General features: G+C 64.4%; 16 protein-coding genes. 5 read left to right on the top strand and 11 right to left on the bottom strand.

From position 1 onward, the window contains the following. Window positions 1–16 precede the first annotated feature (16 nt). Window positions 17–820 carry a L,D-transpeptidase gene (locus IVA75_RS19590; RefSeq protein WP_247283698.1) on the bottom strand — a complete coding sequence of 268 codons (804 nt, stop codon included), beginning with the start codon at window positions 818–820 and terminating at the stop codon, window positions 17–19. Between the two features lie 231 nt (window positions 821–1,051). Here IVA75_RS19590 and IVA75_RS19585 point away from each other — a divergent pair, with 231 nt between their 5' ends. The 5 genes from IVA75_RS19585 (at window position 1,052) to IVA75_RS19565 (ending at window position 5,174) form a co-directional block, all read left to right on the top strand. Continuing rightward, window positions 1,052–2,164, top strand: coding sequence for an AI-2E family transporter (locus IVA75_RS19585; RefSeq protein WP_027570223.1), 1,113 nt, complete (start codon window positions 1,052–1,054; stop codon window positions 2,162–2,164). Window positions 2,165–2,242: 78 nt separating this feature from the next. Beyond that, window positions 2,243–2,614, top strand: coding sequence for a DUF883 family protein (locus IVA75_RS19580; RefSeq protein ID WP_027570222.1), 372 nt, complete (start codon window positions 2,243–2,245; stop codon window positions 2,612–2,614). A gap of 76 nt (window positions 2,615–2,690) precedes the next feature. Then, window positions 2,691–3,146, top strand: a complete 456-nt coding sequence (locus IVA75_RS19575; protein WP_027570221.1) for a hypothetical protein — start codon at window positions 2,691–2,693, stop codon at window positions 3,144–3,146. Window positions 3,147–3,334: 188 nt separating this feature from the next. Then, window positions 3,335–4,477, top strand: coding sequence for an OpgC domain-containing protein (locus IVA75_RS19570; protein WP_247283696.1), 1,143 nt, complete (start codon window positions 3,335–3,337; stop codon window positions 4,475–4,477). An 88-nt stretch (window positions 4,478–4,565) separates the two neighbouring features. Continuing rightward, window positions 4,566–5,174 (top strand): TetR/AcrR family transcriptional regulator, encoded by a 609-nt coding sequence (locus tag IVA75_RS19565; protein ID WP_247284112.1) that lies wholly within the window; start codon window positions 4,566–4,568, stop codon window positions 5,172–5,174. A 7-nt stretch (window positions 5,175–5,181) separates the two neighbouring features. On the opposite strand, the gene IVA75_RS19560 is transcribed toward IVA75_RS19565, so the two are convergent. The 10 genes from IVA75_RS19560 to IVA75_RS19515 all read right to left on the bottom strand — a co-directional run bounded on the left by IVA75_RS19560 (window position 5,182) and on the right by IVA75_RS19515 (window position 13,408). After that, window positions 5,182–6,840 (bottom strand): HWE histidine kinase domain-containing protein, encoded by a 1,659-nt coding sequence (locus tag IVA75_RS19560; RefSeq protein ID WP_247283695.1) that lies wholly within the window; start codon window positions 6,838–6,840, stop codon window positions 5,182–5,184. Window positions 6,841–7,139: 299 nt separating this feature from the next. After that, window positions 7,140–7,763, bottom strand: coding sequence for an urease accessory protein UreG (gene ureG / locus IVA75_RS19555; protein ID WP_247283693.1), 624 nt, complete (start codon window positions 7,761–7,763; stop codon window positions 7,140–7,142). A 50-nt stretch (window positions 7,764–7,813) separates the two neighbouring features. After that, complete coding sequence (locus IVA75_RS19550; RefSeq protein WP_247284107.1) at window positions 7,814–8,542, bottom strand: urease accessory protein UreF; 729 nt, start codon at window positions 8,540–8,542, stop codon at window positions 7,814–7,816. Continuing rightward, window positions 8,523–9,131 carry an urease accessory protein UreE gene (locus IVA75_RS19545; protein ID WP_247283691.1) on the bottom strand — a complete coding sequence of 203 codons (609 nt, stop codon included), beginning with the start codon at window positions 9,129–9,131 and terminating at the stop codon, window positions 8,523–8,525. The genes IVA75_RS19550 and IVA75_RS19545 overlap by 20 nt, the downstream gene beginning before the upstream one ends. Window positions 9,132–9,145: 14 nt before the next feature. Continuing rightward, on the bottom strand, window positions 9,146–9,445 hold the full coding sequence (locus tag IVA75_RS19540; RefSeq protein ID WP_007599815.1) for a putative quinol monooxygenase: 300 nt from the start codon (window positions 9,443–9,445) through the stop codon (window positions 9,146–9,148). Window positions 9,446–9,585: 140 nt separating this feature from the next. Next, the gene (ureC, locus tag IVA75_RS19535) at window positions 9,586–11,301 is read right to left on the bottom strand and encodes an urease subunit alpha (protein WP_247283689.1); all 1,716 of its coding nucleotides are present in this window, start codon (window positions 11,299–11,301) and stop codon (window positions 9,586–9,588) included. A 37-nt stretch (window positions 11,302–11,338) separates the two neighbouring features. Next, window positions 11,339–11,878 carry an HD domain-containing protein gene (locus IVA75_RS19530; protein ID WP_247283681.1) on the bottom strand — a complete coding sequence of 180 codons (540 nt, stop codon included), beginning with the start codon at window positions 11,876–11,878 and terminating at the stop codon, window positions 11,339–11,341. 57 nt (window positions 11,879–11,935) lie between these two features. Then, entirely contained in the window at window positions 11,936–12,241 is a 306-nt protein-coding gene (locus IVA75_RS19525; RefSeq protein ID WP_007599812.1) for an urease subunit beta, read from the bottom strand. Between the two features lie 9 nt (window positions 12,242–12,250). Then, the gene (locus tag IVA75_RS19520; RefSeq protein ID WP_027570212.1) at window positions 12,251–12,553 is read right to left on the bottom strand and encodes an urease subunit gamma; all 303 of its coding nucleotides are present in this window, start codon (window positions 12,551–12,553) and stop codon (window positions 12,251–12,253) included. A gap of 24 nt (window positions 12,554–12,577) precedes the next feature. Further along, complete coding sequence (locus tag IVA75_RS19515) at window positions 12,578–13,408, bottom strand: urease accessory protein UreD (protein WP_247283678.1); 831 nt, start codon at window positions 13,406–13,408, stop codon at window positions 12,578–12,580. Window positions 13,409–13,431: the final 23 nt, after the last annotated feature.

Raw genomic sequence — 13,431 nt, 5'->3', positions numbered from 1 at the left:
TGACCTCACTCGACCCTTAGTTTACGGCCGAATTCGAAATGTTCAGCGCCTGACGGCCCGAGGGCAGCGCCGTCACGGCCGGACGCTTGCGCACGGAATCCCCGCCTTTGGCCATCAGCGGCGCGTTCTTGGGCAGCACAACGACCTTGGCACCGACATTGACGCGGCCGAACAGGTCGGTGACGTCCTCATTGGTCATGCGGATGCAGCCGGACGAGACGAACTTGCCGATCGTGGTGGGATCGTTGGTGCCATGGATGCGGTATTCGCTCGACCCGAGATACATCGCACGCGCGCCGAGCGGATTGCCGGGGCCGCCAGCGACGAAGCGGGGCAGATAGGGTTGGCGCGCGATCATCTCAGCCGGCGGATGCCAGTCCGGCCACTCCGCCTTGCGGCTGACGCTCTGCACGCCCGACCAGGTGAAACCCTCGCGCCCGACACCGACGCCATAACGGATGGCGCGGCCCTGGCCGAGCACATAGTAAAGATAAGTATTATTGGTATCGATGACGATGGTACCGGCCGGCTCGCTGCGGTCGAAGCTGACAATCTGCTTGCGCAGGCGATCGGGCAGCGCGGCATCCTCGTCGGAAGCCTGCACGTTCGGGCTTGCATAGCCTTGGTTCGCATAGCCTTGGTTTGCATAACCCTGCGAATAGCCCTGGTCCTGCGGGTAGGCCTGATCCTGCGGATAGGTGTAGCCCAGTGTCTGTGCGCTTGCGGCGCCGAACGGCAGTGCCAGCAAAGCGGTTGCGAACGCGAAAGCGGTGATGCGGCGCGGCGATAAGCGGCGTCGGACTGCAGAGAACTTCGTCATGTGCTGCCCCGTTGGATACCTGCATCAGCCCGTTGGATACCTGCATCAGGGTGATGCTCTGGTCCGACCAACGCGGTCGAGCCGATACAAGTTCCCCTGCCCGATGCAGCAGCGACGTCACAGTCAAGCGAGCATTTCTTCACGAAGCCGCGATGGAACCCGCAGGGCGCTTGGACGTTCTCTCCTGGTCCTTGGGCGCGCGGACCGAAGACTCCGTGCCGGAGAGGTATTGTGCGCGTCCTTCCCAGTGAACGTATGACTTCCGGCAACGGCGAAGGCACCCCGCTTCCCGAGAGCCACGGCGAGCTCCCCCCGGTGATCCGCCGCACCGAGCTCGTCGCCTTCTCGCTCGCCGGACTGCTCCTCATTGCAATCGTCGCGGTGCTCTATGTCGGAAAGGCGTTCTTTCTGCCTGTCGTGATGGCGTTCGTCACCGGCACGATGCTCTCACCGGCGGCGACCTTCCTGGAGAAACGGAAAGTGCCGCGGAGCCTCGCCGCCGCGCTGATCGTGTTCGCGGTGACCGCCGTGGTCGGCTTCATCGTCGCGCTGATCGCCTCGCCAGCGATGGAATGGAGCTCGCGCCTGCCCGAACTCGGCGCGCAGTTGAAAGACAAGGTCCACGTGTTCGACCGGCCGCTGGCGCTGTGGCGGGAGCTGCAGATGATGCTCGGCGGCTCGGAGGGATTGCCAAGTTTCCAGATGCCGAAATTCGATTGGGTGCAGCCGACGATCGAATTCCTGTCACCGACCTTTACCGAATTCCTGCTGTTCTTCGTCACCCTGATCCTGTTCATCGCCAGCTGGCGGGACCTGCGACGGGCGATGATCATGACCTTCAGCGATCATGAGGCACGGCTGCGCACGCTTCGCATCCTCAACGAGATCGAGGTCCATCTCGGCAACTACCTCTTGACCGTGACCCTCATCAATGTCGGCGTCGGCGTCGCCGCCGGCATTGTCTGCGCGCTCACCGGAATGCCCAATCCGGCTGGCCTCGGCGCGCTCGCGGCCACCCTCAATTTCATTCCGATCATCGGACCGGTGGCCATGTTCGCCATTCTGGTCGTGGTGGGACTGGTCACCTTTCCGACCGTCAGCGGCGGCCTGATGGCGGCGCTCGCCTTTGGCGGCATCACCTTCCTGGAGGGACATTTCGTCACGCCGACCATCATCGGCCGACGGCTGGCGCTCAATGCGCTCGCGGTGCTGCTGGCGCTGGCGTTCTGGACCTGGCTGTGGGGGCCGATGGGCGCGTTCCTGTCGTCGCCGCTGCTGATCGTCGCCCTGATCCTGAAGGAGCATCTGTTGCCGCAGGATTCGCCGCAGCTCCCGCAGGACTGACCGGTTTCCGTGGACGGAACTTACGCGACGACGAAACGTTTCCCGGCTGTCTCAACCGTCAACAGCTCGGAGCCCCCGATGTCCGCCACCAATGCCGAAGCCGGGATGAGAGACTGGACCGACAAAGCCACCCGAGAACGCCTCGAGAAGGATGTAGCAGCCGTGAAAAGCGATATCGCCGCCCTCACCGATCAGATCACCGACGCGCTCAATACTTTTGCCAACTCCTCCAGCAAGCAAGCCCGCCGCGGCTATAGCCAGGCGCGCGAAAACGTGGATTCCGCGATCGACGACATGTCGGAACGCGGCAGCGCGATGATGGGCGCGGCACAGGAGGCCTATGGCTCGATCGAGGAGACGCTGGAGGACGCGATCACGCAGCGGCCGCTCGCGACCGTCGGGCTCGCGCTCGGCATCGGCTTCCTGATCGGCGCGGTCTGGCGTCGCTGAGATCGCGAACGGGTATTGAGACGGTGGCGCAGCGGCGCCGCCGGTGCCGGCTTGTGGGGATCTGAGGAGCAAGGCCATGTTTCAGCGCATCATCGACGGGATCAGCGCATCCACCGGTACTACTGTGCGGCTGACATCGCTGGCAGCAGGCGCGGCGCTCGCACTCTTCATCACCACGTGCTTCCTGTGCGCGGCAGCGTTCATTTCTGTGCTCAACAAATATGGACCGGTGCAGGCCTGCCTCGCCGGTGCAGGCATTTTCTTTCTGCTGACCCTGACCGCAGCGGTGAGCTATTGGGTCTACAAACGGCAGCTGCGCAAGCAAGCTCATATCGCAGCCGAGCGCGCCACGAGGTCGGCGGCCTCGAGCATGCTCGCGGACCCCATGCTGCTCGCCACCGGACTTCAGATCGTTCGCGCCATCGGGATCAAGCGGCTGTTGCCGATCCTGGCGATCGGCGGCGTCGCGCTCGGAATCATGGCGAGCCGCGCCGGCGTACCCGACGATGCCTCGGCCGAACCTGCCGAGTAGCGGCTAGCGCGCGTTAGAAAATTTCGTCATAGGTCCAGCAAGCGCATCTTTCGGAATTCGACACCCGCGGGCGCCCTGCCAAATTTGCGTGGCCCGACGCGAATGTCCCTACTCACGCAAACGCTACTCGGATAGGCAGGCGGTTGCCGCTAAAAGCAGCGCCCCTGATTCCAAAAGTCATTTTTTCGATGAAACCGTCTGTCCAGGCGAACCTCGCCGCATTCCATCACGACCCCCGGCTCTATTTGACGCTCGGCATCGCCAATTGGTCGGTTTTCGTCGACCACATCCCGAACAACGTGGTCAATTTGCTGACGCTGCGCAACTTCGGCTTCAGCGGCGCCGCAGACTTGTTCGTGTTCGTGGTGGGCTATGGCGTCGCGATCATTCACGGCAGGATAGCGCTTGAGCGCGGCTACGTTGTCGCGGCGACGCGCATCTTTCGCCGCGTCTGGCGGCTGTATGCCGCCTATGTCGTGCTGTTCGTGATCTATATCGACACCATCGCCTATGTCGCCTCGCAATCGATGGCGCCCGAAATCATCCACGAATACAACATATCGGGAATTCTCGAACACCCGCTGCGAATCCTGGTGCGTGGCCTCGTGCTCCAGGAGGAGCCGCTGAATCTCGATCTGTTACAGCTGATGATCCCGCTGATGGCCTTCTTTCCGTTCGCGCTGTGGGGGCTGTTGCGGCGGCCGAACCTGACGCTGGCTGCATCGGTCGCGCTGTACGTTGCGGCGCGCTGGTTCGACTGGAATTTCCGGGTCTATCCTGACCAGGAGTGGACCTTCAACCCGTTCTGCTGGCAGATGCTGATGGTGCTGGGCGGCTGGTTCGCCGTGACCGGTGCGTCGGGCCGCGCGCTACATTGCCTGTCCTGGCTGCGCGTGCTTGCAGGCGCCTATCTCGTATCCGCGATGGCGATCACGCTGATGCGCCACTCGCCGGCGCTTGCCGCCTACCTGCCGGACATCGTGCTCGACAACATCACGCCGACAGACAAGGAAAACCTCGCACCCTATCGCGTAATCCACTTCCTCGCACTCGCTTTCATCGCGACACATCTCGTGCCGGCCGATCATCCCGGCCTGCAATGGAGATCGCTACGGGCGGTCATCCGATGCGGCGAGGAATGGCTCGCGGTGTTCTGCGTCGGCGTGTTCCTGTCCTTCGCCGGCCATCTCATCCTGATCACGGGTGCCAATCTGGTGATGATGCAGATCGCCGTGAGTCTGGCCGGCTTCGCGGCGATGGCCGCGGTCGCATACTACATCGTCTGGTCGAAGCGGCAGGACCTGCCGGCGGCCTTGCGGCAACAGGCCTAGCCCGGCACCTTCCGATTCCGCTAGGCCGGCCATCGCGGCTGGGCTAAGCGGAGCGGCAGCGGATTGCGCGAGGAGGCGGGGCGTGGCGATGGCGAATGGCGGGGGTGAGGGAGCCGACAGCGCGCCCCGGCGCGGCCGGCCGAGGTCGATCGAGACCACCAACGCCATTCTCCAAAGCGCCTATGCGCTGATGGCCACCACCGGCCTTGCCGCCACCACCATCGACGCGATCGCGCGCCACTCCAGCGTCTCCAAGATGACGATCTACAAATGGTGGCCGTCCCGTGAAGCCTTGCTGATCGATGCCTTCCTTCATCAAGCCGCGCAGATGCTGCCGCTGCCGCCTGCAAGCTCGGGCAGCCCCGCCGCGCGCGCACGCCGCCATGCCGCCGCCTATGCCGAAGCGCTCCAAGGCGAGTTCGGCAAGGTCCAGCTCGCCGTCATCTCCGAATGCATCTCCAAGACCGGCTCCGCCGAGCTGTTCTACGCCCGCTACCTGCAATTCCGCCGCGACGCGCTGATCGAGATGATCGCCGCCGGCCAAAACGACGGCAGCATTCTGGCGGAAGCACCGCCGGAGGATCTCTACGACGCGATCTATGGCAGCCTGTTCTACCGTTACGTCTTCGGCATCGCGCCGATCACACCGGCCTACGCGCGCAATCTGGTTGACCTCGTGCTGCGGTCGAAGAGCTAACCTGGAATCACCGCGCGGGCCGGATCGGTGCCGACAGCTTGTCGGTGCGGTCGCGCTCGGTCATGTCCTCGACCGTCTCCATCGGCGCGGTCAGCTCATAGACATAGGAGACGTCGGTGAAATAGCGCTTGGCGGTGCCGCCGAGCGCCTCGGGCGCGACGCGGTCGAGCAGGATCAGGCCGAAATCGGAATCGGGGCGGCGCGTCGCTTCGCTGGTGTTGAACTCCTCCCAGCGGAAATAGAAGACCTCGCCGGCCTCCTCGTTCGTCACCGTCCAATTGGCCGTGATGTGCGGATGCTTGCCGACCAGCGACAGGCCTTCGTCGGAGTGCGAGGCGAGCTCGAAGAACAGCAGCGACAGGCTCTGCGCCGCGCGCGCGCTGACTGCGATATCAGGGCCGGTGACGGCGATGCGATCGGCATGCGGAATCGCGCGCGCCTCGAACAGGCCCTTCAGCTTGACACCCTGCCACTGGCTCTCGCTGAGCAGCGAGACGACGTTGGACATGGCGTGGATGCGGCCGATCAGGAGCTCGCGCGCGACATCGATGTCGGAGCCATGGCGCAGCGTGCGGGTCACGATCGACTGGATCACCGCCAGGATGTTTTTGACCCGGTGGTTGAGCTCGTCGATGACAGCGGTCAGCCGGCGTTCGAAGCCGATTCTGACCTGGATTTCCCGGCTGAGCCGCAAATTGTTGTAGGCGACATAGCCGAACAGGCCGCACACCATCGCGGTGATCGCAAAGCCGATCGCCGCCACGATGATCGCGGTCTGTTCGGCGCGGCGCGCCGAATTGGTCTTGGCGTAATAGCCGAGCTGCCAGTCGCGGCCACCGAAGCTCACCGTGCGCGTCGCCGACGGCGCGGGCCCATCGGCCGCCGTCGTTCGGCCGGAGACGACGCCTTGATCGTTGGCGACCAGCTCGCCACCCTCCAGGCGCGGATCCTTCAACGCGACCGCGAACAACGACATGTCGTCGTTGGTCAGCATCAGGGAAGAGAGCTCGTAGGAAAATGTGATGAAGCCCGCCGGCTCCGTTGCGCCCTCGGGGATGACGGGAGCGGCCACAATGATGCCGATGGGCCCGTCGCCGCGCAGGAGGGCAACCGGTTCTGAGGCAACCGATCTCTTCTCCACTCTGGCGCGCGTCAGCATGGCGCTGCGCACCTGGTCCTGGTCGTAACTGCGGCCAGGCAGCCCCTTGGTCTCGTTGCTGCGCGGCTCGAGATCCAGCAGCACGTCGATCGGCTGGGTGACACCTGCCGGATCGATCGGCTTGTCGTCATAGGTGCGGATTCGCGGATTGGGGAAGCCGGCGCTCGCGATGGCGGCCTGCGCTGCGGCAAGCTCGTTCGGCTTCAGGCGGGCCACCCAGCCCGCCACCACGAAATCGGTCTTGAAGGCGTAGATGGCCGAGCGCAGCGGCTCGAGCATGTTTGGCTTGAGCACCGACGGTGCCCGGAACAGGCCGGAGGCAACCCGCGCGAGCAGTTCACGCTCGGTGAGCCGGTCCTGGACCAGGCTCGCATGGACGTCGATCGCGCGCGCAAGCGCGATCCGGTCCAGCGCCAGCTCCTGGTCGTGGACGCGATAAGCCGCAAGCCCGGAGAGCAGGGCTCCGAGAAGAGCAATGAAGCCGATGATGAAACCCAGCCTGACCACGCGACTACTCAGGCGAAAGCAGGAGGTCGGCAATAAACACGGAGCATATGGACGCCGCTCGAACGGGCACGTGCCGAAACAGGGCGAACCCCAATGGCCGAGATAATGGAGGAGGAGGCATCGATACGCAACTTGGGTCGCCTGAGAAGCTTAAAGCCGCCCGGCCGATGGTCGGGCCGGGATGGATTTGCTCCGGGCACCGGAGGTAATCAATTGCCGTGACCGAAATTTGTTCCGCGGACACGGCTCTGCCCGTGCCGTTATCAGGGGAAAACGCCTGCGCCAGGTGGTCGCGCCGGTCAGCCGGCCCGTTTCAAGCCGCCTTTGGCCTCGATGAAGCCGACGATGCGGTCCAGCCCCTGGCTCTTCTTCAGGTTGGTCATGACGAACGGTCGCTCGCCGCGCATGCGCTTGGCGTCCGTCTCCATCTTTTCCAGGGAGGCGCCGACATAGGGCGCCAGGTCGATCTTGTTGATCACAAGGAGGTCGGACCGGGTGATGCCCGGGCCGCCCTTGGACGGGATCTTGTCGCCGGCCGCCACGTCGATGACGTAAATGGTGAGATCGGCGAGCTCAGGGGAAAAAGTGGCAGCGAGGTTATCACCGCCGGATTCGATCAGCACGAGATCGAGCCCGGGAAACTTGGCGCGCATATCCGCCACCGCGGCGAGATTCATCGAGGCGTCCTCGCGGATCGCGGTGTGCGGGCAGCCGCCAGTCTCGACCCCGGCAATGCGATCCGGCGTCAGCGAGCCCGAGCGCACGAGGAATTCCGCATCCCATTTGGTATAGATGTCGTTGGTGATCGCGGCGATGTCGTAGCGCTCGCGCATGGTCTTGCAGAGCAGGTCCATCAGCGCGGTCTTGCCCGATCCGACCGGACCGCCGATGCCGACACGCAAGGGACCGTGAGATGTAGCCATTGCTTCTTTCCTATCGTCGTCCTGGCGGCTGCGGAGTGTACTGGCCGCAATCAAGATCTGAACAGCCGCGTATATTGCGTCTCGTGCCGCAGGCTGGCGAGGTCGGCGCGAAGCGTCGCGCCGCCGACATCGTCCAACGTCGCATTCAGCGCACGATTCGCAGTCGCGGCAACCGCGGCTTCCAGCTTCACCAGCACGCGCTGGCTGTCGGTCTGGCCGAGCGGAATGAGCCGACTGGCCGCGGAAACCCAGTTCGAGACCAGCGCATGCAGGAAGGCGTGCAGCGTCGGCGCCAGCGGCACGCCGTGCATCGCGGCGACCACGCCAACGGCAACGGGATAGACCAGTGGCGTCCGGCATGCCGCAACCATGCCATCCAGCCCGTCGGCATCCCACGCGGCGCGGGCGATATCGATAAAGGCACGGCCCTGCGATGTCGTCTCCAGCTGCCGCTCGCGCGAGGGCACGAACGCCGCGGCGAGCTCGGCGATATCGCTCAAGGTGTCGCCCTCGCCCGCTTCAGTGGCGCGATAGGCGTGGACCAGAAACGTCGCATCGCAGAAGCCCGAGCCGTCGCGAAGCATCGCATCGAGCCAGTCCGCCAGCGACGCGGTGTCGGTGATGTCGCCGGCCTCGACCGCCCATTCGATGCCGCTGGAGTAGGAAAAGCCCCCGACGGGAAACGCGGGCGACAGCCAGGTCATCAACCGGTACAGCGCCGCCGCCTCGCGCTCCGCGAGGTCGCGGGCCGCGACCGGCTCATTTGTGGTCATGAGCATGCTTGTGGCCGTGGTGATGATCGGGGTGATCGCAATGCTCGTCGTGGTGATGGTGATCGTGACCGTCGCCATGTGCGGCATGATCATGGTGGTGGCCATGATGATCATCGTGGCCATGATCGTGATGCGCATGGTCGTCGTGTCCATGCGCATGACCGGCATCGGCATAGGCGCCGCCCTCGGGATCGAACGGCGCCTCGATCTCGATCACGCGCGCACCGAGGCCCTTCACCATGGCTTCGATGACGTGGTCGCGGCGGATGCGCAGGCCCTTGGCCATGATCTGCGTCGGCAGATGGCGATTTCCGAGATGCCAGCCGACGCGAATAAGGTGGTGCGGATCGTGGCCGCGGATCTCGAGCAGCGGCTCGGGCGCGGCGACCACCTCGACCAGCCGGCCGTCCTCCAGCACCAGCGCATCGCCGCCGCGCAGTGCGACGGCATTCTCCAGGTCGAGCAGGAACTCGAGCCCCCGCGTCCCCGTCATCGCCATGCGGCGGCGGTGTCGATCGTCGAAATCGAGCACGACCGTATCCGCCGGCGCTTCCGCGAAGCGGTGTTGTCCCCTGACCTGCGTCGCCCGGATCATGCGCTTTTACCCCGTTACCGTGTCTCGACCTTCTCGGGCGTGATCACTTCGATCTTCGGCGGCGCCGTAAAACACTTCACCGCGACGCGGCCGAAGGTCTTCATGTGCTCCATGGCGCGATGCGGCACCAGCGCCTCGGCATTCTCCCACTGCTCGACGAACACCATCTTGGCGGGATCGGTGACGCTCTCATGCAGATCATAGGCGATATTGCCGGGCTCTTTCCGGGTCTCCTTGATGCAGGCGGTGGCGGCTGCAATGAATTCGGCGCGCGTTTCAGGCTTGATGGTCAAGGTGGCGACGACATAGATCACGAGAAATCCTCCCGGCTTTTCTTCTGGGCTTCAGATACCGGGCGGGACCTTAGACCAGGCGGGATCGAACGCAAAACCGGAAAAGCTGTCTCCGATATGCGACCAAGACATATTCCTGGGACATGCGTTGAGGCGCTATTTCAGTACATGAAATATCGTTGCGCCATCGGCAGCACCTCGGCGGGGGCGCAGGTCAAAAGCTCGCCGTCGGCACGGACCTCATAGGTCTCCGGATCGACCTCGATATTGGGCGTGGCGTCGTTGTGAATCATGCTCTTCTTCGAGATCCTGCCGCGGGTGTTCTGGACTGCATAGAGCTTCTTGTCGATGCCGAGCTTGCGCGCGAGGCCACCGGTGATCGCGGCCTTCGAGGTGAACACCACAGAAGACGCAGTGCGCGCCTTGCCGAAGGCGCCGAACATCGGCTGGTAATGCACCGGCTGCGGGGTCGGGATCGAGGCGTTGGGATCGCCCATGGGAGCCGCGACGATCATGCCGCCCTTGACGACGCAATCCGGCTTGACGCCGAAGAAGGCCGGCGACCACAGCACGAGATCGGCGAGCTTGCCCTTCTCCACCGAGCCGATCAGCTTCGAAACGCCGTGGGCGATCGCGGGATTGATCGTGTATTTGGCGATGTAGCGCTTGACCCGGAAATTGTCGTTGTCCTTGCCCTTGTCCTGCGGCAACGAGCCGCGCTGCTTCTTCATCTTGTCGGCGGTCTGCCAGGTCCGGATGATGACCTCGCCGAGGCGGCCCATGGCTTGGGAGTCCGAGGAGATCATGGAGAGCGCGCCGAGATCATGCAGGATGTCCTCGGCCGCGATGGTCTCCTTGCGGATGCGGCTTTCGGCAAACGCCAGATCTTCCGCGATCGAGGGGTCGAGGTGGTGGCACACCATCAGCATGTCCAGATGCTCGTCGATGGTGTTGCGCGTGAAGGGCCGCGTCGGGTTGGTCGACGACGGGAGCACGTTCTTCAGCCCCGCGACCTTGATGATATCAGGGGCGTGACCGCCGCCGGCGCCCTCGGTGTGGAAGGCGTGGATGGTGCGGCCTTTGAACGCCTTGATGGTATCCTCGACGAAGCCGGATTCGTTCAACGTATCGGTGTGGATCATCACCTGGATGTCGTAGTCGTCGGCGACCGACAGGCAGGTGTCGATCGCGGCCGGCGTCGTGCCCCAATCCTCGTGCAGCTTCAGCGCACAGGCGCCGGCCTTGATCATCTCGACCAGCGCCGCGGGCCGCGAGGCGTTGCCCTTGCCGGAGACGCCGAGATTGACCGGGAAGGCGTCGAACGACTGGATCATCCGCCCCATGTGCCAAGGCCCCGGCGTGCAGGTGGTGGCGAACGTGCCGTGCGACGGACCGGTGCCGCCCCCTAGCATCGAGGTGACGCCCGACATCAGCGCGTGCTCGATCTGCTGCGGACAGATGAAATGGATGTGGCTGTCGAAGCCGCCGGCGGTGAGGATCTTGCCTTCACCCGCGATCACGTCGGTGCCGGGGCCGATGATGATGGTGACACCGGGCTGGATGTCGGGATTGCCGGCCTTGCCGATGCCAGCGATCATGCCGTCCTTGATCGCGACGTCGGCCTTCACGATGCCCCAGTGATCGACGATCAGCGCATTGGTGATGACGGTGTCCGCCGCGCCCTGCTTGTTGGTGACCTGCGACTGGCCCATGCCGTCGCGGATCACCTTGCCGCCGCCGAACTTCACTTCCTCGCCGTAGGTGGTGAAATCCTTCTCGACCTCGATGATGAGGTCGGTGTCGGCCAGCCGCACCTTGTCGCCGGTGGTCGGGCCGAACATGTCGGCATAGACGGAACGCTTTATTTTGACGGACATCACAAGCCCCGTTTGCGTTTGAATTTTGGATCGGTGCTCACAGCGAGGTCCTCGCTGTGAGCACCGTGTCGTCGAATGTCGTATCCAGCCAGGAGTTACCGCCGCGGCAACCGGCGACAACCTGCTCGGCCCAGTCGGTGTAATCGACGAGATCGTCACGTTCCTCGGCCGTCGGATCGGAATGTACGCGCGCGCCGATATTGCTGATCTTGTCGGCGATCTTGATCAGCCTGGCGCCAGCCGATTTCTTCGGTGCGTCGAGCACCTGACGCCGCCGCCGCTCCGGCTTCGGCAGGCTCATATCGTCGGTGCATTCCTCGACAAGCGACGCGACACGGTCGGAGAATTTTTGCGCGAGCTCCTCGCGCGTGGTGTCGGTGTCCTCGATCGCATCATGCAGCCAGCCGGCGGCAACGAGTTCGGCGTCGGCGCCGTCGGTCGCGGTCGCAAGCAGGTTCGCGACCTCGGCGAGGTGGTTGATGTAAGGCTCATGACCTCGGCCCTTGCGCGCCATGCCGTTGTGGCGGCGCGCGGCGAGTTCGGCGGCTTCGGAGATGAGGCGGACAGGTGACAGCATGGCAAAGTCCTCCGTTTTCGCCTCAACCGTGGCGCGCCACGCTCGTTCCTGTGGATTTCACAGCTTCCCCATCACGTCGCCGCGGAAGCCGTAGATGGTCTTCTTACCGGCCACCGCGACGAGCTGAACGTCGCGGGTCTGGCCCGGCTCGAAGCGAACGGCGGTGCCGGCGGCGATGTCGAGGCGCATGCCGCGGGCTTTCTTGCGATCGAACTTCAGCGCCGGGTTGGTCTCGAAGAAATGATAGTGCGAGCCGACCTGGATCGGGCGGTCGCCGGTGTTGGCGACCGTCAGCGTCACGGTCTTGCGGCCGGCATTGAGCTCGATCTCGCCGTCCTGGATGAAGAGTTCGCCGGGAATCATGCTTCTCTCCTACCTGATCGGCTCGTGCACAGTGACGAGCTTGGTCCCGTCCGGAAAGGTCGCCTCGACCTGGATGTCGTGGATCATCTCTGGGATTCCCGGCATCACCTGCTCGCGGGTGAGGACCTGCGCGCCCGCCTGCATCAGCTCGGCGACGGTGCGGCCATCGCGCGCACCCTCGAGGATGAAATCGGAGATGAGCGCGATCGCCTCCGGATGGTTGAGCTTGACGCCGCGATCCAGCCGGCGGCGGGCCACGATCGCCGCCATCGAGATCAGAAGCTTGTCCTTTTCGCGGGGAGACAGGTTCATGCGAAATCTCTTCCGTTCACTTCGTCAATTCAACCAGAGCCGCGGCAGCGCCGCACCGGTGCGCGCCAATACGGCCATCATGTCGGCGCGCAAGCGCGCCGCATCTTGGGCACAGAACCGTGCCATTGCAAAGCCATTCCAGGCGGATATCCCGACCTCGCCGGCGAAGGATTCCGAGGCCTCGCGGAGACGCTCGATCAGGGCCTCGTCGCCGGGCACGATCAGCGCCGTGCCGATCGCAGCGCCGCCCTTGGCCACCGCCGATCGCGCAAGCTTTGCGCCGATATTGCCGTCGAGCCTGACGGTCTCGGCGAACACTAGCTTGCCGCCGCGACGCAGCCGCCAGTGGTCGACGAACTCGCCTTGCTCCATTCGTTCGCCCATGGCGGTACGGCCGAACACCACGATTTCGCACAGCAGAAGCGACGCAGTCACATCGAGGTCAATGTCGAAGCGGCGCCGAACGCGCGCCCGGTCGAACAGGATCGTCTCCTGCGGCAGCCAGCCGAGATGTGCGCCTGCGGCAACCTTCAGCGTTATATTGAGCTCCGCCGCCTGCGCTGGCGCGCGGTAGACCTTTTCCGCGGCTGCCGTCGTCAGCGTCAGCTTCGAGCCATCTGCGGCCGCGATTTCGATGTCGAAACGATCGCCGCCCGCAACGCCGCCGGCCGTGTTGACGAACACACCGGAGAGACCCTCGTCCTCCGGCGAAGGGAAGCGCACGCGCAGGGAGCCGGACTCATGCAATATCCCGCGACGTGTCACACCGTCGCGCGCGTGGACGTCGAAGCGCACCGCGCCGCGGGCGCGGTTGGCGTCGAACACCGAAGATGTCGCTAAAACGTCGCTGCGCATCCGCCTCCCCAGCCGGTCGCGGC

Source organism: Bradyrhizobium sp. 134, from assembly GCF_023074155.1.
In the GTDB taxonomy this organism is placed as follows: domain Bacteria; phylum Pseudomonadota; class Alphaproteobacteria; order Rhizobiales; family Xanthobacteraceae; genus Bradyrhizobium.
This window is presented reverse-complemented; position numbering and strand designations above follow the sequence as displayed.

Coding starts and splice junctions, on each gene's coding strand:
- IVA75_RS19520 (WP_027570212.1), bottom strand. CDS start 12,553: ATGAACCTGTCTCCCCGCGAAAAGGACAAGCTTCTGATCTCGATGGCG.
- IVA75_RS19545 (WP_247283691.1), bottom strand. CDS start 9,131: ATGATCCGGGCGACGCAGGTCAGGGGACAACACCGCTTCGCGGAAGCG.
- IVA75_RS19550 (WP_247284107.1), bottom strand. CDS start 8,542: ATGCTCATGACCACAAATGAGCCGGTCGCGGCCCGCGACCTCGCGGAG.
- IVA75_RS19570 (WP_247283696.1), top strand. CDS start 3,335: ATGAAACCGTCTGTCCAGGCGAACCTCGCCGCATTCCATCACGACCCC.
- ureC (WP_247283689.1), bottom strand. CDS start 11,301: ATGTCCGTCAAAATAAAGCGTTCCGTCTATGCCGACATGTTCGGCCCG.
- ureG (WP_247283693.1), bottom strand. CDS start 7,763: ATGGCTACATCTCACGGTCCCTTGCGTGTCGGCATCGGCGGTCCGGTC.
- IVA75_RS19565 (WP_247284112.1), top strand. CDS start 4,566: ATGGCGAATGGCGGGGGTGAGGGAGCCGACAGCGCGCCCCGGCGCGGC.
- IVA75_RS19530 (WP_247283681.1), bottom strand. CDS start 11,878: ATGCTGTCACCTGTCCGCCTCATCTCCGAAGCCGCCGAACTCGCCGCG.
- IVA75_RS19575 (WP_027570221.1), top strand. CDS start 2,691: ATGTTTCAGCGCATCATCGACGGGATCAGCGCATCCACCGGTACTACT.
- IVA75_RS19525 (WP_007599812.1), bottom strand. CDS start 12,241: ATGATTCCCGGCGAACTCTTCATCCAGGACGGCGAGATCGAGCTCAAT.
- IVA75_RS19515 (WP_247283678.1), bottom strand. CDS start 13,408: ATGCGCAGCGACGTTTTAGCGACATCTTCGGTGTTCGACGCCAACCGC.
- IVA75_RS19580 (WP_027570222.1), top strand. CDS start 2,243: ATGTCCGCCACCAATGCCGAAGCCGGGATGAGAGACTGGACCGACAAA.
- IVA75_RS19590 (WP_247283698.1), bottom strand. CDS start 820: ATGACGAAGTTCTCTGCAGTCCGACGCCGCTTATCGCCGCGCCGCATC.